The 19831-nt window shown below is 43.5% G+C and carries 21 protein-coding genes; 9 read left to right on the forward strand and 12 right to left on the reverse strand.

The window, feature by feature from the left end:
* The first annotated feature begins 33 nt into the window (after positions 1 to 33).
* Entirely contained in the window at positions 34 to 435 is a 402-nt protein-coding gene (locus BLT07_RS21290; RefSeq protein WP_245726437.1) for a hypothetical protein, read from the forward strand.
* A 262-nt stretch (positions 436 to 697) separates the two neighbouring features.
* Positions 698 to 2089, forward strand: coding sequence for a sigma-54-dependent transcriptional regulator (locus BLT07_RS03250; RefSeq protein ID WP_091865772.1), 1392 nt, complete (start codon positions 698 to 700; stop codon positions 2087 to 2089).
* An 11-nt stretch (positions 2090 to 2100) separates the two neighbouring features.
* Here BLT07_RS03250 and BLT07_RS03255 read toward each other — a convergent pair whose 3' ends face one another.
* Positions 2101 to 4566, reverse strand: a complete 2466-nt coding sequence (locus tag BLT07_RS03255) for a hybrid sensor histidine kinase/response regulator (protein ID WP_091865774.1) — start codon at positions 4564 to 4566, stop codon at positions 2101 to 2103.
* Positions 4567 to 4932: 366 nt separating this feature from the next.
* Here BLT07_RS03255 and BLT07_RS03260 point away from each other — a divergent pair, with 366 nt between their 5' ends.
* Positions 4933 to 7092, forward strand: coding sequence for a TonB-dependent receptor (locus tag BLT07_RS03260; RefSeq protein ID WP_091865776.1), 2160 nt, complete (start codon positions 4933 to 4935; stop codon positions 7090 to 7092).
* A gap of 194 nt (positions 7093 to 7286) precedes the next feature.
* Positions 7287 to 8270: a Gfo/Idh/MocA family protein gene (locus tag BLT07_RS03265; RefSeq protein WP_091865779.1), complete on the forward strand. Its 984-nt coding sequence runs from the start codon at positions 7287 to 7289 to the stop codon at positions 8268 to 8270.
* A gap of 2 nt (positions 8271 to 8272) precedes the next feature.
* Here the strand turns inward: BLT07_RS03265 and BLT07_RS03270 are convergent, their stop codons facing one another.
* Entirely contained in the window at positions 8273 to 8710 is a 438-nt protein-coding gene (locus BLT07_RS03270; protein WP_175455241.1) for a Rieske (2Fe-2S) protein, read from the reverse strand.
* A gap of 181 nt (positions 8711 to 8891) precedes the next feature.
* Here BLT07_RS03270 and greA point away from each other — a divergent pair, with 181 nt between their 5' ends.
* Positions 8892 to 9368 carry a transcription elongation factor GreA gene (gene greA, locus BLT07_RS03275; protein ID WP_091865781.1) on the forward strand — a complete coding sequence of 159 codons (477 nt, stop codon included), beginning with the start codon at positions 8892 to 8894 and terminating at the stop codon, positions 9366 to 9368.
* A gap of 102 nt (positions 9369 to 9470) precedes the next feature.
* Complete coding sequence (locus BLT07_RS03280) at positions 9471 to 9866, forward strand: HIT family protein (RefSeq protein ID WP_091865783.1); 396 nt, start codon at positions 9471 to 9473, stop codon at positions 9864 to 9866.
* 95 nt (positions 9867 to 9961) lie between these two features.
* Here the strand turns inward: BLT07_RS03280 and BLT07_RS03285 are convergent, their stop codons facing one another.
* On the reverse strand, positions 9962 to 10318 hold the full coding sequence (locus tag BLT07_RS03285) for a hypothetical protein (RefSeq protein ID WP_091865785.1): 357 nt from the start codon (positions 10316 to 10318) through the stop codon (positions 9962 to 9964).
* Between the two features lie 110 nt (positions 10319 to 10428).
* Complete coding sequence (locus BLT07_RS03290) at positions 10429 to 11580, reverse strand: sensor histidine kinase (RefSeq protein ID WP_091865787.1); 1152 nt, start codon at positions 11578 to 11580, stop codon at positions 10429 to 10431.
* Positions 11581 to 11794: 214 nt separating this feature from the next.
* Here BLT07_RS03290 and BLT07_RS03295 point away from each other — a divergent pair, with 214 nt between their 5' ends.
* Both BLT07_RS03295 and aat read left to right on the forward strand, forming a co-directional pair.
* Positions 11795 to 12172 (forward strand): DUF3127 domain-containing protein, encoded by a 378-nt coding sequence (locus BLT07_RS03295; protein WP_091865789.1) that lies wholly within the window; start codon positions 11795 to 11797, stop codon positions 12170 to 12172.
* Between the two features lie 295 nt (positions 12173 to 12467).
* Positions 12468 to 13112, forward strand: a complete 645-nt coding sequence (gene aat, locus BLT07_RS03300) for a leucyl/phenylalanyl-tRNA--protein transferase (RefSeq protein ID WP_091866458.1) — start codon at positions 12468 to 12470, stop codon at positions 13110 to 13112.
* Here aat and BLT07_RS03305 read toward each other — a convergent pair.
* The 3 genes from BLT07_RS03305 to BLT07_RS03315 all read right to left on the reverse strand — a co-directional run bounded on the left by BLT07_RS03305 (position 13092) and on the right by BLT07_RS03315 (position 15020).
* Positions 13092 to 13775: a DUF2490 domain-containing protein gene (locus BLT07_RS03305; RefSeq protein WP_175455242.1), complete on the reverse strand. Its 684-nt coding sequence runs from the start codon at positions 13773 to 13775 to the stop codon at positions 13092 to 13094. The two genes, aat and BLT07_RS03305, sit on opposite strands and share 21 nt — an antisense overlap.
* On the reverse strand, positions 13756 to 14340 hold the full coding sequence (locus BLT07_RS03310) for a hypothetical protein (RefSeq protein WP_091865793.1): 585 nt from the start codon (positions 14338 to 14340) through the stop codon (positions 13756 to 13758). Before BLT07_RS03310 ends, BLT07_RS03305 begins: the two co-directional genes overlap by 20 nt.
* 116 nt (positions 14341 to 14456) lie before the next feature.
* Positions 14457 to 15020 (reverse strand): DNA-3-methyladenine glycosylase I, encoded by a 564-nt coding sequence (locus tag BLT07_RS03315; RefSeq protein ID WP_091866459.1) that lies wholly within the window; start codon positions 15018 to 15020, stop codon positions 14457 to 14459.
* Between the two features lie 139 nt (positions 15021 to 15159).
* Here BLT07_RS03315 and BLT07_RS03320 point away from each other — a divergent pair, with 139 nt between their 5' ends.
* A complete protein-coding gene (locus BLT07_RS03320) occupies positions 15160 to 15768 on the forward strand; it encodes a thioredoxin family protein (RefSeq protein WP_317040738.1) in 609 nt (202 codons plus the stop codon).
* Positions 15769 to 15775: 7 nt separating this feature from the next.
* Here BLT07_RS03320 and BLT07_RS03325 read toward each other — a convergent pair whose 3' ends face one another.
* The 5 genes from BLT07_RS03325 to BLT07_RS03345 all read right to left on the reverse strand — a co-directional run bounded on the left by BLT07_RS03325 (position 15776) and on the right by BLT07_RS03345 (position 19742).
* Positions 15776 to 16561, reverse strand: a complete 786-nt coding sequence (locus BLT07_RS03325) for an energy transducer TonB family protein (RefSeq protein ID WP_317040739.1) — start codon at positions 16559 to 16561, stop codon at positions 15776 to 15778.
* Between the two features lie 166 nt (positions 16562 to 16727).
* Positions 16728 to 17438 carry a tRNA pseudouridine(55) synthase TruB gene (truB, locus tag BLT07_RS03330; RefSeq protein WP_091865800.1) on the reverse strand — a complete coding sequence of 237 codons (711 nt, stop codon included), beginning with the start codon at positions 17436 to 17438 and terminating at the stop codon, positions 16728 to 16730.
* A gap of 217 nt (positions 17439 to 17655) precedes the next feature.
* Entirely contained in the window at positions 17656 to 18441 is a 786-nt protein-coding gene (locus BLT07_RS03335) for an undecaprenyl-diphosphate phosphatase (protein WP_091865802.1), read from the reverse strand.
* Between the two features lie 3 nt (positions 18442 to 18444).
* Positions 18445 to 18711, reverse strand: a complete 267-nt coding sequence (locus tag BLT07_RS03340; RefSeq protein WP_091865804.1) for a DUF3098 domain-containing protein — start codon at positions 18709 to 18711, stop codon at positions 18445 to 18447.
* 152 nt (positions 18712 to 18863) lie between these two features.
* Complete coding sequence (locus tag BLT07_RS03345) at positions 18864 to 19742, reverse strand: cell division protein FtsX (protein ID WP_091865806.1); 879 nt, start codon at positions 19740 to 19742, stop codon at positions 18864 to 18866.
* Positions 19743 to 19831: the final 89 nt, after the last annotated feature.

Genomic DNA, 19831 nt, shown 5'->3' on the forward strand with positions numbered 1-19831 from the left:
GTAAATTCAGTTAAACAAATTAAAACTAGAACCATGAAAAATTTAATGATTGCCGCAGTATTATCCTTAGGAACAATGACTGCATTTGCACAAGAAGAAAATGCCGTTCAAGACGCTGGTACAGCCGTTGAAGAAACTGCGACTGAAGCTACTGAAGCCGTTGAAGAAACCGCAACTGAAGCTACTGAAGCCGTTGAAGAGTCCGCAAACGATGCTGCCGAAGCAACCGAAGCTGCACAAGGTGATTTTGCAGAAGTAAATGCCGAAGAATTACCAGAATCCGTAACATCAGCAGTTTCTAAAAATTATCCTACTGCCTCTATCGATAAGGCTTATGTTAACGATGCTAATCAATACAAATTGGAAGTTTCGTTAGAAGATGGGACAGCAGGAACTTTATATGCTGACGAAAATGGTAACTGGATAGAAATGTAAATAACTTAAGTTATTTGTTTTGTATCAAGTTGGTTTGGTCAGAAAGGGATCGTATTTATACGATCCCTTTCTTTTTTGGTCCATATAAGTTTTGCATACAGCAATACGAGAACTATTTATCTTGCTTTACTGGAAGAACTGTAACCCGTTAACTAGCAAACAGGATGGCTATCGAATAAACGGGCTTTTTAAGATAAATTTACATGAGAAACGGCTTTCTTGTGGTATTTTTACGTAGATAGTTATCGACCAAGAACGCAATATGCCAAACCTTTTGATTATTGAAGATGATGCCGCTTTCTGCCAAATGCTCCAAAAGTTTTTGACCAAACGCGGCTACGATGTGGAGACTAGTTTTACGGCTCCAGACGCCAAGGAAAAGTTCGAGGCAACTAATTTCGATCTTATTCTAACCGACTTACGACTGCCCGATTACGATGGTATACAGCTATTGGGCGATATCAAGAGCGTGAACCCCAAGACCCAAGTTATAGTGATGACCGGTTATGCCGAAGTAGGTTCGGCCGTTAACGCCATGAAAAAGGGCGCCTTCGATTACATTTCAAAACCGTTTACCCCCGATGAGATTGTCATGGTACTTGACAATGCACTAAAAGCCCAGATACCCAGGGACTCCGATTTGAGGGTGACAAATGCAAATCCCATTTCGGAGGAAAATCAGAACAATTTTCCTAAAAATAAGGTTTCGATTGAAAACGTATCCGATGCAAATGTCGTTAAAGGGATAAGCGATGCATCGGTGAAACTCTTGGAATATATAAATTTGGTCGCGCCGACCGATATGTCCGTCTTGATTACGGGCGATAGTGGCACTGGAAAAGAGGTTACCGCCAAGGCTATTCATGATGGTAGTAAACGAAAGGGCTTTAACTTCATTGCGGTCGACTGTGGCGCTATTCCCAAAGAATTGGCGACAAGCGAGTTTTTCGGGCATATCAAAGGAAGTTTTACAGGTGCCGTCGAAGATAAGATGGGCAACTTTGAGGCGGCCGATAAGGGCACCCTATTTTTGGATGAAGTGGGAAACCTATCCTATGAAAATCAGATACAATTGCTTCGTGCGCTGCAAGAACGCAAGATCAAAAGGGTGGGCAGTACCAAGGAAATTAGGGTAGATGTGCGGATCATCACCGCTACGAACGAAGACTTGACCGAGGCCGTAGAACAAGGTACTTTCCGCGAGGATCTATACCATCGGCTGAACGAATTTTCGATTCAAATACCTTCTTTGGAAGAACGGTTCGAAGATTTAATACTTTTCGCAGAGAACTTTTTGCGAAAGGCGAATACCGCGCTCGATAAAAATGTGGACGGTTTCTCGGCCGAAGTGTGGGAGGCATTTCAGCAATACCATTGGCCTGGAAATTTACGGGAACTGCAAAATGTTATTAAAAGGGCCGTGCTATTGACTACGGGAGATGAGGTGCACATAGAGGCTTTGCCAAAAGAGGTATTGCAATCAAAGGAAAAGGAATCGGTGGCCGACGGTTTTTCCAAATCCGAATTTGAAAAGGATCGGATAATTAAAGCCCTGAAAAAGACCAACTTCAACAAATCAAAAGCGGCCAAATTGCTGCAAGTAACAAGAAAGACCCTGTACAATAAGATAAACCACTATAAATTGGACCTTTAGTCGGGTGTAGTTCAATTGAACACGGAGCGCTCTTCCAATTCGGCAACAAGTGCCTTCACATTTGTTTCAAGCTGTTGTAACTTTTGCGAGAGCGTCTCACTATTCATATTTTCAGCATTCGCAAGCTCCATTTTTTCCAAAATGGAAACAGCATCCTTTACCTTCAATTGGCGAAACATAGGTAGCATCCTGTGGGCCACATGGTTAACTTGGTCGTAGTCGTTTGATGCAACGGTCTCATCCAAAAGTTGCATATTGGTTCGCGTGTCGTTTACAAAGGTGTGAAGCACGTCATGAATCGCATCTTCGTTATTTCCTAAAAAAGAGTGGATTATATCAAGGCTATACAATGTGGGAGTTTCTTGCAATTCCACGACAGCTTCTTCCTTTTTCGGTGCTTTAGCGGTAGCGACGCCCAATAATTTTAAGGTGGCGACCAGTTCACCTTTAGTGAAGGGTTTTTGTAGCACCTGGTTAAAGCCAATGCTGGTATAGGATTCAGGTCCCAAATCTTTTCGGCCGGTCATGGCGATAATGGGCTGGTCGGTGTAGTGTGCATACTTGCCGGAACGTAGGCGTTTTAGGACTTCGAAACCTGTTACTTGGGGCATTTGAATATCGGTGAGTACAATATCGTAGGCCAAGTGCGAATCTTCTTCAATAGAAAGAAAATTGGTAAAGGTGTGGGCTGTAATTCCCATACTCTCGGCCAGTTCGCGCAACATATGCAGCAGCGAGGTATCATCGTCGATGATAAGCATACGCAATTTTGGCGCCATATAGGGCATTTCTTTATCCGTTTTCTGTACCGCTTTGGTAATCTCTAGCGGTAGTTGAAAAATAAACGTACTGCCCTCTCCCAATTTGCTTTGTAGCGCTAAGGAACCCTGGAGCAATTCGGCCAGTTTTTTAGATATGGTGAGCCCTAGTCCATGGCCGCCGAATTTTTTTTCGGTACTGCTATCGGCCTGGGTGAATTCCTTGAAGATGAGATATTGTTTTTCTTTGGCAATACCGATACCGGTATCCGTAACCTCGATTTTGGCGTTCAGCCTCTTCCCTTTTCCGCTATCCGCCGTGGCCGTGATTTTAATGTGGCCTTCTTCGGTGAATTTAAAGGCGTTTCCTATGAGATTGGTCAATACCTGACGTATCCTGAAAGGATCGCCCAAAACAGTTTTTTCAAGGTCGGGGGAGATATCGAGTATTAATTTTAGTTTTTTGTTTGCGTGAAGTGCTTGAAGGTTCTCGGCGGTTTCCTGAATCAAATTGGCCGCTATGAAGGGTACTTTTTCGATGTTCAGCTTTCCCGCCTCCAGTTTTGAGAAGTCCAATAAATCATTCACCAGATTGCCTACATATTCGGAAGCTGATTTTACATTTTTGATGTATCCTTTCTGTTTTTTGGTCAGCTCGGTGCTCTCTAAAAGTTCTGAATACCCGCTGATGGTGTTCAACGGGGTACGCAAATCATGGCTGACGGTCGATATAAGCTGTTCCCTGCTTTTTAATAACGATTCCGAGAATTTTTTCTCCTTCTCCAACTTTACGCGATAGGTTTGAACCTTCCAATAATCCCGGGTAATCAAGAAAGAAAATATACCGACGATAATGAAACCGATCAAGGCGGCAAGCCCGGCAATACGGGTCGTGCTCTTGAGGGCGGCCTGTTTTTTCATGTTACTCTCGTAACTACTGGTCATAATCTCTTGTTCGAATGCCGAAATAATGTTCTGAAGCTGTCGGGAAAGCTCTCGGTCGTTACGGTTTACTTCCAGCTCTTTACGGGTCAACGAATATTTTGATTTCGAATCTTGGAGTTTGGCTTTTCGCAACATGGCCTTCGATGCACTCAGAATGGAATCGATATAGGCGGTATTGGCCGTACCATCGGCATTTATTGGCGCATTTTTGTTAATGAGCGCTGCATACTCCCGTTGTAATTTTTGCACCTTTGGCGATTCTTTGTGGAAATTCGGAAAGAGGTTTTCAGCAGAAAATTTACCATAGGACTCGTCGATTTTTTCAAATTCTTTTAAGGCTTTGTCCAACGAATTGTTCGAGACGCTTTTTAATTTCAGGCGCTTTAACTCATTGTTGTTCGCGACCTTTTGCCCCAAAAGTTGCTGTAAACTATCCAAAAGACCTTTTTGTTCGCTGCCTTGCATCAGCTGTTTCAACGTGTCGATTTCGAGCTGTATCGAATCGATCCGAAGGGCATAGGCGTCAAAATTAGTATTGGCATCGCCTTGCAGCGCCAGTTTGGAAAGGCTTTCGGCCTCGTAGAGATTGGTTACCAACGTGCTGGTGCGCAATAATTTTACATCATTACTGTCCGAGGTTTCTGTAGAGATGTAGGTTTTTATTTCCGTATATACAAAGTAGCCTACCGCGGTCGCCAAAAAGGCCAATATCAAATAGCTGGCTACAATTTTAAGGGTAAATTTATTTTTGGATTCGTTGGATGCACTTACCATATATTCAGCTAATGTAGACCTTGATAAAAATACGGATATAAAGCAGATAGGGTTTATAAGGAAGCGTTAATTGTTTTAAGGAATAGACCACGAGAATAATTTTGCATCTTTTAGTTGTGAATTCCAATAGGGCAACCCTATCTTTGCACTATCTCAAAGGGGTGCTAAATTCCGAACGCTTTCAGGCAGGTCCTGAATCACGTTCCCGATGAAGCTGAGATTATACCCAATGAACCTGGGCGGGTAATGCCGCCAAGGGATGGCATGTGTAGCATGCTGCTTGGAAATTCTACGTCCTTAGATGGGCAAAAAATCAGTTGTAACTTAGAATAATAGCCCCTTTTATTCGTAAATTCTTTTTTACGGATGAAGACTATATTCATTACTTTGGCCCTGCTAGGGCTGACCATGGGCATATCGGCCCAAAATCAACAAATCGATTCCTTAGAGGGAACAAAAGTAGTGCTCGACGAAGTATTCGTACAGGCATTACGGGTCACCAAAGCATCGCCGGTGACTTTCTCCAATGTGAAAAAGGAGGATATCGCGCCGCGTAATTTGGGGCAGGATATTCCGGTGCTCCTCAACTTTTTACCCGGGGTCGTAACCACTTCCGATGCCGGGGCCGGGGTCGGATATACCGGTATTCGGGTGCGGGGCAGCGATGCCACTAGAGTAAACGTGACCATAAACGGCATACCCTATAATGACTCTGAATCTCACGGTACTTTCTGGGTGAATATGCCCGATTTTGCTTCCTCTACCGAAAGCCTGCAGTTGCAGCGTGGTGTAGGCACTTCTACCAATGGGGCAGGCGCTTTCGGTGCTAGCCTGAACCTTTTGACAGATGCGGTTTCCGGAGAGGCATACGGACAGATTTCTTCTTCTATCGGGAGTTTCAAGACCCTTCGTAACAACATCAAGTTCAGTACGGGATTGCTGAACGACCATATGGAAGTCTCCGGAAGGTTATCTAGAATTTCTTCGGATGGATATATCGATAGGGCATCTTCCGATTTGGAATCCTACTTTTTGCAGGCGGCCTACAAGGATGACAATACACTTATAAAGGCCTTGATTTTTGGAGGGAAGGAAATCACGTATCAGTCTTGGAACGGTATAGACGCCGAAACCTTGAAAGTCGATCGCGCTTTCAATCCATCCGGTAAATACACGGATGAAGATGGAAACACCCGGTTCTATGATAATGAAATCGACAACTACAAACAAGACCACGCCCAGCTACTTTGGAATGAAAAAATTTCAGATCAATGGAGCACCAATATTGCCTTTCACTTTACTCACGGCAGAGGCTATTTCGAGCAGTATAAAGAGGATGAAGATTTTCAAGATTACGGACTTGAACCCTTAACTATTACAAATTTGGAGGTCAATACCACCGATCTGATCCGTCGTCGTTGGCTCGACAACGATTTTTATGGCGCCGTTTTCTCTGCCAACTATGCTAAAAACAAGCTTGATCTTATCATTGGGGGGGGGTATAACAACTATGAAGGGGACCATTTCGGAGAGATAATTTGGGCCCGTTTCGCCTCCAATAGTGAGATACGAGATCGGTATTATGATGACAGTTCCAAAAAGTCCGACTTTAATATGTACACCAAGGCCAATTATGATTTGACCGATAAACTGAGCCTATTTGGTGACCTGCAATACAGGACGGTCGGTTATAGTGCCAATGGTGAAGAGACCGGTCCCGTCGATGACACTTTTAATTTCTTTAATCCGAAAGCGGGGCTGGTCTATGATTTGAATGCGAACAACAATTTTTATTTCAGCTATGCCGTAGCCCATCGCGAACCCAATCGCGATGATTATAAAAATGGCACTCCGAAACCCGAAAAATTGAACGATTATGAACTGGGTTGGCGATACGTTTCCCAGAATTTTCAATTGAACTTAAATACCTATTACATGCACTATAAAGATCAATTGGTATTGACCGGTGATATTGACGATACGGGCGATTATTTACGGGCCAACGTCGACAAAAGTTATCGGGCGGGGCTCGAATTGGATGCCAATATCCGTATTTCAGAAAAATTCGCCGTTCGCCCCAATGTAGCGGTTAGCACCAACAAAATTGAAGATTTTATCCTTGTACGTAATGGGGCTACACAAAATTTGGGAGATACAAATATTGCTTTTTCACCCAATATCGTGGCGGGAAATGCAATTGCCTATACGCCTTTTAAAAACCTGGGATTATCTCTTTTGTCAAAATATGTCGGGGAACAATACTTGAGCAATACCGATACGGAAGCCTCCAAATTAGCGAGTTATTTCACGAACGATTTTAATGTGAGCTATGAAATCGTTCCCAGAAAAGTACTAAAATCCATTGTTCTATCCGCTTTGGTCAACAATATCTTCAATATACAATACGTATCGAACGGCTATACCTATTTGGATAATTTTTCCGATCCGAATAATTCGGTGGAGGTGCAGGGCTATTTTCCACAGGCGGGGACCAACTTTTTATTGGGAGCTACGTTGCGGTTTTGATTATTGTAAGCTATATTCCTGCCATTTAAACTATTCTGTTTTTAAATGGCAGGATACTATCTTGAAAGATTCACCTCCAAATAGCCATCCCGAATCGCTATTTTTGTTCATTTCCAATTTCTTATAATTAGAATATATGGGTTGGAATTTTTGCGAAAGATCAGCAAAACAGTAAACATGTGTAAATCTAGAATATGAGTAAGAAACCAAAAATCCGCTGGGGTATTATTGGCTGCGGTGACGTTACGGAAGTAAAAAGTGGTCCTCCCTATCAGAATACAGACGGTTTTGAGCTTGTAGCGGTCATGCGCCGAAATGCCGCCAAAGCCGAGGATTACGCCAGACGCCATGGCGTACCCAAGTTCTATTCCGATGCCGATGCCCTTATAAATGACGATGAGGTCGATGCCGTCTATATCGCTACTCCGCCGGATAGCCATGCCGAATATGCGTTAAAAGTAGCCGCAGCGGGAAAACCTTGCTGTATCGAAAAGCCCATGGCCCCCAGCTATGCCGAAAGTCTGGAAATACAGAAGGCCTTTAAAGACCAAAACCTGCCTCTTTTCGTTGCCTATTACCGGCGCACATTACCCCGTTTTCTAAGGGTCAAGGAATGGCTCGATACCAAAGTAATTGGAGAGGTACGGCATATCCGTTGGTTTTTGGCCAAACCGCCTAGTGAAATTGACCAGAGCGGGGAATACAACTGGCGTACCGACGCCAAGGTCGCGCCCGGGGGTTATTTTGATGATTTGGCCAGTCACGGCCTTGACCTGTTCGCTTATTATCTGGGGGATTTTCAAGAGGTATCTGGCGTAGCGAAAAACCAACAGGGATTGTATTCCGCTAAAGATTCGATCACTGCCGCGTGGTCTCACAATACTGGCGTGACGGGGAATGCCGCTTGGAATTTCGGCTGTGACGAACACATCGATCTTGTAGAGATTTTCGGCAGCGAAGGCAAGATCAGCTTTTCGCTGTTCGATGAGAATGAGATTTGTTTGAAGAACGCAAAGGGTGAACAAAAACTCTTTATAGAACATCCGAAGCATGTACAGCAGTTTCATGTCCAAAGTTTAAGGGATGATTTGTTGGGGAAGACCCCCCATCCATCGACAGCAAAAACAGCACTGCACACCAGCTGGGTAATGGATAAAATATTGGGCCTAATCGATTAGTTCTAATTGGATACTACAACCACATTCCCACTTTGGGTCGCCCGATATTCAAGCATATCGTAATAGCGATTCCCGTCGTCGGGCCGATTGATCAACTGGCCCGTAAACAGGCTATATTCATAGTTTTCGCAGGAACAGGTAGCGGTCAGGCCTTTCAGTAGCAGCGTTGAACAGTCATTGGGAGCATGGTTGGGGCAACTAGCCTCAAAAGCGCGATATTGACCGATGGTCGCTTGTATGACAAAAAAACCTCGGGTGCCAATACCCGGGTTATCGACGAAAACAGGATTGCCAAAGTTGGTCAACGGGCTGTACAGGGGCAAGTTCAGGTTCATAGGGAAGCGAAAACCAATTTCCTGCAAATACGGGTTACGCGTCCCCAGGTCATTATCGCAAGAGAACAGGGTTACCCATAAAATCAAGCCTATCAGACGAGCCATAGTTTCAATGCTGAGTTACAAAATTGAACAAATTTTATGTATATTTGCGTTAAATCCTCTCTAAAAAAGCTGAGTTTACTACGGCCTACATGGAGGATTTTCCTATTGTATTTCACTGATGTAAACCTTTGCAAAAGGTAGAAGGTTTATACCGGTGTATTATTTATTTAACGAGAATATCATGGGTAACGTATCCTATTATACCAAAGAAGGATTAAAAAAATTGAGGGATGAACTCAATAAGCTAAAGGATGTTGAACGTCCCAAAGCTTCGCAGGCCATCGGGGAAGCGCGTGACAAAGGTGATTTGTCCGAAAATGCGGAATATGACGCGGCCAAGGAAGCACAGGGGCTTTTGGAAATGAAAATTTCCAAAATGGAGGAAACCCTTTCCAACGCACGTCTTATCGATGAATCCCAACTCGACATCTCAAAGGTTCTGGTACTTTCGACAGTCAAGCTGAAGAACCAGAACAATGGTATGGAAATGAAGTATACCCTGGTGGCCGAAAGCGAAGCAGACCTCAAATCGGGCAAGATATCTGTAGGCTCCCCCATCGGAAAAGGACTTTTGGGCAAAAAAGTAGGGGACACCGCGGAAATTACCGTGCCGAACGGTACCTTGAAATTTGAAATTTTGGAGATAACAAGGCAGTAGCAACGGCAGTTGTCATTGAGCCGATTTTTAACCTGAAAATAAACTTAGAACCTTGTTCCAATACACTTTTTAATTGCTTCCATAAACCATAAACACTTTCCCATGTCAAGCATCTTCACGAAAATCATCAACGGGGAAATTCCCAGCTATAAAATAGCGGAAGACGACGACTTCTTTGCGTTTTTAGATATCAATCCGAATGCCAAGGGACATACGCTCTGCATCCCAAAAAAGGAAGTAGATAAGGTTATGGATTTAGATGAGGTAACGTTTATGGGGTTAATGGCCTTTTCAAGAAAAGTGGGCAAGGCCATTGAAGCGGCCATTGATTGCAAGCGGGTCGGCTTAACGGTTATTGGATTGGAAGTGCCCCATGTACACGTGCACTTAATTCCCTTGAACGAAATGGGCGATGCCACCTTTCAGCATAAGATATCGCTTACCGAAGAGGAATTTAAGACGATTGCGGAGAAAATTCGGTCTAAACTCTCCATGTGAATCAGAAATTATTATTTACTGGAACGGACAAAAGTATTTGAAAAGGAGTATAAACGCTAAGCCAATCGGCGGGCAGCGCAGCTAGAAATGTCCATTTAGAGAAGTTCCCCTCCTTTGATAAAAAGATATACCCCCGCAGCTACTACGACTATCAACAAAAGCATCAAAATCCAAAATAGCGTTGTGAACTGTAGGGAGGTTCTTTCCGGCACTACCATTTTCTGGTAATATTTAAAGGTGCGTTCAATGTCGTCAGTCCACTTTACGGGGTATATCGTTGAGCCACACGTGTTGCATACCAATTGGTGGGTTACTTCGTTGGTGGTTCTATGGGACAGCTTCCCGTAGCGGTGCTTTTGATAAAAAGACAACTTTAGGTCTTGGTTAAAACACTCCGGACAATTGTTCGTCAGGTTGGATTGCTTTATCGTTACCAGTTTTTCTTTTGCCATATCTATCTACTAAAATAAGGTAAAAATTTAGAATTCTTCCCAGACAACTTGGACAAGTCCATATTTCCTACATCCCGTCTTTAACTCTTTTACTTTTTTCACCCCTAAAACTACGAAGCATAAATCCGTAAGGATATCTGCATCACGGTACCCTCCTTACTCGACGATAGTACTTTTATTTTTCCATCATGATATTCCTCAATGATTCTTTTCACTAAGGATAGGCCCAATCCCCATCCGCGTTTTTTCGAAGTGAACCCAGGGTTAAAAATGGCATGAAAATCGCTTTTCGATATGCCGTGACCCGTATCGGAAACCTGTATACATACGTTTTTGCCGTTCGGGAGGATTTCAATGGCAATATCTCCCTTGCCCTTCATGGCATCGATGCCGTTTTTCACAAGATTTTCTATGGTCCAATGGTAGAGGGCGTGGTTTAATAACACCGGCATGTGTTCAACTTGTGAGTCGAACGAGAAATTGATCAATTTCGAACTTCGTAGTTTCAGATAATCATAGGCCTCCTTCGTTTCTTTCACAATATCGTGGGCATCGAGCTTGGGCAACGAGCCGATTTTCGAGAAGCGTTCGGTTATCGTTTGCAAGCGGTCGATATCCTTTTCGATTTCCTTAGTGACCTCGGGGTTGATGTTTTCCGCTTTTAAAAGCTCGTTCCAGCCTAAGAGCGACGACAGGGGTGTACCTATTTGATGGGCGGTTTCTTTGGCCATTCCCGCCCACAGCTTGTTCTGTTCCGAAGCTTTGCTGGTCTTGAAGAAAAAGAAAATGACCGTTCCAAAGAGAAAAATAATGAGCAAAAGGGCGATGGGATAAAATTTTAACTTGTTCAGTACTTCGGAGTTGCCATAATATAAGGTGGCCAAATGCTCGCCTTGCTGATCAATGGATATCGGAACGTTTACTTGACTGTATCTTTTGATGAGATTTGCTACGTCGAGGGAATCCAGTTCCTTTTCGGAATCCATGTTGTTGGTTTTTGTCGAACCGTCCTTATTGACCAAGATCATGGGGGTAGAGGTATTGTTCTGAAACACTTTGAGGTGCAAGTTGCCCAGATCGGCATCTTCTGAAGATTGTTGGAATTCGGATTGCGCGGTCGCCCAGATTTCCATTTTAAGACGCTCTTCTTCCTTGAATTTCTTGAAAAAACTATTCGTGTTCCAAAGAATAAGGCTTACGATAACAAAGGAAGCTATCAATAAAACAATATTGGAGGATTTGTTTTTAGGATTAAAATTCATCCGATCAGAGTATCTTTTGCGACCGATTTAGGGGGATGGCTTTACCGTGCTATGGGTTCTTGTCAAAGATAACGCAATTTGGACTAAAATGGTATGCAGGGCCATAGGCTACTGTTTATTTCTTGTGATAACTTGAGGATAAATTATTAGGAGGATTAACCCAATACTGCTACTTTTAATGCTTAAAATTTTAGTTAACATATAATTCATAGTCATGGAAGTAGAAGGAAAAATAAAAAAAATCGAAGAAACGAAGGAATATGGCAATAATGGTTTTAGAAAGCGGGAAGTAATTATCACTACCGAGGAGCAGTATCCGCAACCTATCGCCGTTGAGTTCGTTCAAGACAAGACCGATTTGCTCAATAACTACAGCGTCGGACAAAACGTAAAAATCAGTATCAATCTTCGCGGCCGGGAGTGGACCAACCCTCAGGGCGAGGTCAAATATTTCAACTCCATTCAAGGCTGGCGTATCGAAAACCTTGAGGGCGCACAGGAAAGCAACGCTGCGCCACCAGTACCACCGGCAGAAGCTTTTGCCCCAGCTGACAACCTGAACGAAGAAGATCACGACGATCTACCGTTTTAAGGAAAATGTCACCCTGAGTACTAAGGCTACGCTCAGCGTAAACTAAAGTTAAAGGTTTGTCAATCCGCGGGGCGGTAATCTGCTTTAGGATACCTATCCCGAATACTTCGACCACTCGGTTAAAACAGGCTTAACATAGCGCTAGGTTCGGCCGTTGGTTTGAAACCTTTCAGACTGTTAATCAAAACGACCCCTTAGGTTTTGAAAACCTGAGGGGTCGTTTTGTAATGCAGTGTTAGGATTCCGTAATTTTGGACAAAATCATTTCTTGAACACCAATGAAAGCATCAATACTTTGATTTTCCTGAATGCCCAATTGGAATTTCCGCCGGCAGAAAGCGCCAGTGCCGAAGGCCTTTTGGCAGTAGGCGGCGACCTATCACCCGAACGTCTCATTTTAGCGTACCGAAGCGGAATCTTCCCATGGTTCGATACCGATTCGCCGATATTGTGGTGGAGTCCCGATCCGAGAATGGTCTTATTTCCCCATAAAATAAAAATCTCAAAAAGTATGCGGAAGGTATTGAGAAGCGGCCGGTTCCGATTGACGCAGAACACCTGTTTCGAAAAGGTCATCGACCATTGTTCCCACATCAAAAGAACGGGTCAAAAGGGCACTTGGATTACCGCCGAGATGATCGAAGCCTATATCGAACTCCATAGCCAAGGCTTCGCTAAATCGTATGAGGTATGGGAAAACGACCAGCTAGTCGGCGGACTTTACGGTATTGACCTCGGTCACGTTTTCTGTGGTGAAAGCATGTTCAGTACGGTCAGCAATGCCTCAAAATTCGGTTTTATAAAACTGGCCCAAGAGCTGGAAGCCAACGCCTACTCGCTAATCGATTGCCAAGTCTATAATGAACACTTGGAAAGTTTGGGTGCCAAAGAAATACCGAGGAGCGAATTCCTCGAATTTTTAGAGGCTCAGCACCAATGAAGTCAGCAGTAAAAGTGCATTTTCAATGCTTTGGGTATAGTTTACTATCCGATATTGGGTGCCTACCTCTAGCTTGATCGTATGGTTTACCAGCCAACCGATATTCACGGTTAGGCGTTGATCGAATTGGGAGCTTTTACCGCTGGCCACGCTTAAAAGGCTTTCTGTCGAAACCACGAAATAAGGCTCGCCAACATCCAATTTTTCACCGCTTATCGGAAGGTCCATGGCCAGGCGATAGCGAAAACGATGGGTGGTCAACGACGGGCGTATACGCTGTTCCGCCCTGAGTCGCTCACCGAAGCGCAGGCTGCCGCGCTTATGGTTTATATCATATTGTTGGGTGAAGCGGAGTTCGTTTTCGGCTCCATCGAAAGCCTCCCGAAATTGGTATAGTAAGCCGAGGGCGATACTTTGGTTGTAGGCAATCTTTAGTTCTGAAAAATGCGAAATTTCTAATTGTCGGGCCCGAAGTTGCAATTTTTCATCATAAATAGTGCTGCGCTGCGTTATTTGGAAGATGTGTTTATAATTGGTCGCCACCTTATAGTTCATTGCGACGTTGGGCTCAAAATTTCCGGTAAAATTAGCCTGGCCCGAAAGGGTATGGCCCAAGAAAAGGGCAAAAACCAAAAGGAGGCCTTTAGTAAAGAATATGGTCATAATTCGGGGGAAGCGATTTTCGGAAGTTTTCAAAATTACCATCGGCATCAAAAAGAATTTCGTATCGGGCAAAGCCTCTTTCCTTTTTTCCGAAGACAATGATTTCATATTTTATATAGGGCAACATCAGGTTTTGAAACGCATGTTTTACAATGGTCTCCGTATCATTTTTCCCTATGGGATATCGTTTTTGAATTCTTCGGATGCGATATTTTAAGAAATCTTTTTCAAGATATTCCTTCATTTTCGAAAAAGTATCATCGGGAATATCGATTGCTCCTATTAAAAACTCAATATCTTCTAAAACTCCGTCTTCACTGAATTCCACGCTGTATTTCAAACGGTCCTTTTTGAACTTGGCCTCGTAGCTTGTCTTGGTACCGTCGGTCTCTCTATAAAATCGGATGCGCCGGGCACCTTCTAATTTTTCGTCAATGTAGCTCAGGGCCTTTTCAGGAAACTGCGATTTTTTGATGCGATGCTCCCGCTCGTCTTTGTTCTGTGCGTGTGCCCAACATCCGCCCAATACTAGCAATAATGCGAAAAATATAGTCTTGTTTGCCATTTTATGGAGAATAATTCAATTTTTGACCGATGACCCACGACCGACGGAATGATAGGCACTTTTTATCTTATCCTCCAAGGCTTATATCTGCCCGGCAGGTCTGAAATCTACAACCTTCAAACCTTGTCATACCGGAAGCATCCGATTTCATGGTCGTTCACCATCCCCGTGGCCTGCATGTTGGCATATATGACGGTGCTTCCGACAAATTTGAATCCCCTTTTCTTTAAATCTTTACTGAGGGCATCCGAAATTTCGGTGTTGGCAGGGGCATCCTTGTAGTTTTTGACGCTATTTTTGATAGGTTTTCCATCCACAAAGCCCCAAATATATTTGCTGAAACTTCCGAATTCCCTTTGAACCTCAATAAACGCTTGGGCGTTCGTAACGGTAGCGCTCACTTTTAATTTGTTCCTTACAATTCCCGCATCCTGTAGTAAAGAAGCGATTTTTAGTTCATCGTATTTCGCAATTTTCTCATAGTCGAAGTTGTCGAAAGCCCTCCTGAAATTTTCGCGTTTGCGGAGGATGGTTATCCAACTTAGTCCCGCTTGAAAAGTTTCCAAAATTAGAAACTCGAACAAGGTATCATCGTTTTTGACGGGCACGCCCCATTCTTGGTCGTGATAGGCTTCGTAAAGTTCATCGCCGGCACACCAGCCACATCTGATTTTTTCCATAATCGGGAATTGGAATTTAAAGATATGTAAGTTTTTTGGAAGCCATTCTACCAAGGTATCCGAACTTTGCAACAGACGCCGTCAAATTCGATTATTTTTGGGCTTTAAAAGCAAAACAATTAGAACCATAATGCATAGTATGGAGAAAACAACCGAAACACTTGTTCAAGAAGGACTATTAAAAGCCATATCGTACGGTGATTATCGCAAGAAAGTATCCCAATTGGCAGCGGATGGCAAATCGACCGGCCCCGAGCAGACTGAAGATTTAGCCAATTATACCCAGCTAAACGATAGGCGTATGAAACGGTTCGACAAAACCTTAAAGATAGATTCCGAATTTGTTTCTAAAATCGAATCGATATCCGAAAAGATAACCTTATTGGTGCTGACCGAAAGCTGGTGTGGTGATGCGGCCCCTACATTGCCCGTAATGAATAAAATTGCCGAAATCAATGGGAGTATTGATTTTAAGATACTTCTACGGGACGAGAATCCGGCGTTGATGAATCGATTTTTGACGAATGGTGCTATGTCCATTCCCAAACTGATTCTGCTCGATGACAACAATAGGGTATTTGGTGCCTGGGGTCCAATACCGCAACGCGCCGCCCAATTGGTGCGGGAGCATAAAGAAAAACATGGCGAACTTTTGCCGGAAATTAAAGAGGAAATCCAGCACTGGTACAATAAGGATAAAGGAAGCAGTACGCTTCAGGAGGTAGTGGCGCTTCTTCCGGTTCAATAAGGTAGACTTAGCGTGACTTTCCTTGAAAAATATAGGTGATGGTGCCTCTTTGCCTAGCTCTTTGATGCGAACTGAACTTTGCCTTCAAGGCATAGGCCACGGCATTCTCGACCAGACAGCCGTTGGAGGTATCCGAATTTCTTGAGTTAAAATCGGCATCAATTACGTTTCCGGAATTATCTACTTCAATGTTTACGACCACTTTACCGCCTTCGATACAGGTGTATATTGGCGGGGGTAAGCGGTAATTAGTGCGGTTGGCCAACGAATAAAATACTGAGGTACGGCGTTTGGCGAGATTGTTGGTAAATTCCTGCTTTTGGGCTTCTTTCTCGCCCAACAATTGTTCGGCCTGTTGCCGTTTCTTTTTTAGTTCCTTTACCCGTTCGGTATATTCGCCATCTGAAGGCTCGGTGGGGTCGTCGTTCTTGTCAGCGGCAGCTTCCCTTTCTTCCATCAGCTCTTCAAGGGTTTTGAAGGCTTCTGGATTCCCTTGACTGGGCTGCATAGCCTCGTTGTATGCCACATGACTTTTTACGGGGTCGATTTTCTGCTGCTCTTGCAGTTCTTCCTTTTGCTTCTCCAAATCTTTGATATCATCCTGCAATATCATCTCCACCACATACTCGTCTACCGCTTCTTCTTTGCCCAAATGGATATTGTACAAGCACAAAATCACTATGGCCATCGAAAAAAGGGTAATCAAGAACGATAACTGCTTCCGGTTGAGGTTCATCACCCTATAACCGAAATCGATCAGATATGTTTTAATTATTCGTTGAAGTGAGTGCAAAAGACTGTTTTTATGAATGTTTCTTAAATTTAGTGATAAAATACGATATCGTTATTTACACATATTACAGTACCTCCATTTTTGGCCTAACGCATATCGCATTGCGCCAAACGCTTATATCAGCTTCAGTCGGAGAAGCCCTTAGGGTCGATCTGAATGATTCGGACTAACTAGTTTCCGATCCGAGAAGGTCATCTGCAAAAGCAACGGGGTCAATAGCAATATCTACGATATAATCGCCTATTTTGGTTCTTCGCAATTTCGAAAGGTGCGCTCCGTTATCCAATAAACACCCCAAATCATGTGCCAAACTACGGATATAGGTTCCTTTACTGCAAACAATCCTGAAATGCACATTCGGCAACTGAACTTTAACGATTTCAAACACCGAAACCGTCACGGATCGTTTTTTTATTTCGACTTCCTTTCCCTCACGGGCGTATTCGTAAAGCCGTTTACCATCTTTCTTCAAAGCGGAAAAAATAGGGGGACGCTGTTCGATTTCCCCGGTCAGTTGGGAAGCCGCCTCACGAATCATTTCCTCTGAAATCGTAGTGATGGAAAAGGTTTTGTCAATTTCTGTTTCCAGGTCGTAGGAAGGGGTAGTGGCACCCAAGGTTATTGTTCCGGTGTACTCCTTTACTTGCCCTTGGAGTTCGTTTATTCTTTTGGTGAACTTTCCTGTGCATATAAGTAACAGTCCCGTTGCCAAGGGGTCTAAGGTACCCGCATGCCCGATCTTGATTTTTTTCAACTGGAATTTCTTACGGATGGCCCATTTGAGTTTATTGACCGCATGAAATGATGACCAACCCAAGGGTTTGTCAATTAGTAATAGTTGCCCGTTTAGGAAGTCTTCCGCTGATAGCTGAGTCAAAATACGATGTTATCTAAATCGACCATACTATCAATGTGACTATCGGAATTCATCTCATTGCGAGCGTACGAATCAAAAACACTGATTTCCCTTGGATTGAAGGGCAAAATTGTTTCGATTATTATTTTATTGATTTCTGCGTCCATGGCAGTAGTAAAGTTAAGCAAATTTGATGGATGTGTATTCGTCTATAAAAGAGGTGGAGATGATACAATGATCACACTACGGTCAGTGGCCTCACGAAATAATGGATCAAAAGCAGCGCGATACCAACGATTATCCGATAATAACCAAAAGCTTTAAAGCCGTTTTTGCTGAGGTAGTCGATAAAGGTCTTGATAGCTAAAAGGGCAACCAAAAAGCCGACCACATTACCGATGATCAAAAGGTTGATCTGCTCGCCGGTCAAGGTGAAGCCAGCGGTGTAATAGTCGTAACTTTTTTTTAGCGTAGCCCCCAACATGGTAGGTACGGCCAGAAAGAACGAGAATTCAGCTGCGGCGGTCCGCGATAGTTTTTGGGACATACCGCCAACGATACTCGCACCACTTCTAGAAACACCGGGAATCATGGCCAAACATTGAAAGACACCGATTTTAAAGGCCGTGGCGTAGGAAATATGCGTTTCCTCGGCGTCCCCGAACCAATCGTCGACTTTTAACAGAATAAAGCCACCAATAACCAAGGATATCGCTACCGTAATCGGATTTTCAAGCAACGAATCAATGACATCGCTGAGCAGTAGCCCAAGTACCACGGCCGGAATAAAGGCGACCAAGAGCTTGTAATAAAAATCCATAGTCTGAAAAAAGCGCTTGAAATACAGCACTACGACCGAAAGAATGGTTCCGAGTTGAATGACGATGGTAAACAACTTGGTAAAATCATCAGAGGCGATACCAAAAAAAGAGGAAGCGATGATCATATGCCCGGTAGAGGAAACGGGTAAATATTCGGTGATACCCTCGATAATTGCGAGTATAATGGCTTGTAAATAATCCAAAAGCTATGACTTCTTGTGGGGGTTCAATAAAATAGCGTAAACTTCGATGCCAAGGCCTATTAGTACAAGGGTTGGGGCCAACCGTATTCTTTGAAAGTTGTAAATCTTCTCATTGAACACATTGGGGTCATCAGTTCCGCCGCCGCTCATCAAAATAAAGCCCAAAGCGATAAAGGCAATACCGATAAACATGAACATATAGTTCTTTTTTTGGAAAATGAATTCCTGTTTCGGCTGTTGATCTGTTTTTGTAGTATGTCTCTTGGCCATGCTGTAAAAGTAGTTAAAAGTGATGGGTAAAAGTTTATGGGTTTATAGATTATTCGTTTACAGGTTAGTTTATCCTCCGTTACTCGCGACAGCCTTGCTTCGTAGTATCGGTCAATACTAAGCCTCTCCATCCCATAATCTAAAAACCTTATTTAATAGTATAGCGCATCGGTTCTTAAATTCAAAAAGCGTTGTGTGGCGAAATAGGTGCAGACCAGCGATATCAGTATTCCCAGCAAAAAAACACTTCCGAAAAGTAGGGCTAGCATTTCGATGTCTCCAAAAAGTTGTAGTTCGGGGAAGGTTTTGTCCAGATAAAACAAGGAGGCCGCAAGTGCTGCCATGGCGATGACCGCGCCCAACATGCCCAGCTTTACGTTCGTCCATATAAAAGGTTTCCGGATGAAGGTTTTCGTAGCCCCCACCATTTGCATAGTTTTGATAATGAATCTTTTGGAATAAATGGAAAGGCGGATCGAACTATTGATCAATAGAAAGGCGATAAACGTGAAGATACCACTGGCCACCAAGATCCAAAAGCTGATTTTCTTGACATTTTCGCTGAGGAGACCTACGAGCGGTTTGTCATAGCTGACTTCTTCCACAAAGGTTTTTTCCGATAGTCCGCCTGCAATTTTCTCGATTTCCTCTGGGGTTACGAAATCCGCACGCAGCTTTAGGTCGATGGAATTTTTTAAGGGATTATAGCCGAGAAAGTCCTGAAAATCCTCCCCAATTTCGGCGCTGTGCTGTTCAGCGGCCTGTTCTTTCGATACATAGGAAACTGATTTGGTATGTTCGGCCATCGCAAGGGTCTTCTGCAGCTGTTCGGCTTCCGATTCCTTAGCGTCGTCTTTCAGGAAGATGGATATCGTGATCTGTTCCTTAAAGTGATCGGCCATTTTCTTGGTATTGACGACCAACAATCCTAAAATCCCCAATAGAAATAATACCAGCGCGATACTTAACACTACGGAGAAGTAGGAGGATATCAGTTTTTGCTTTTGGTATTGTTCGAAGGATCTACTCATGTAATGTCTGCTCTACACCCGCAAATTTAGGAAAGTAAATCGAATAAACTTATTTTTGCCTTGAACAGATTAGAAAGGCAATAAACGGT

It is taken from the genome of Pricia antarctica (genome assembly GCF_900101815.1).
GTDB lineage: Bacteria > Bacteroidota > Bacteroidia > Flavobacteriales > Flavobacteriaceae > Pricia > Pricia antarctica.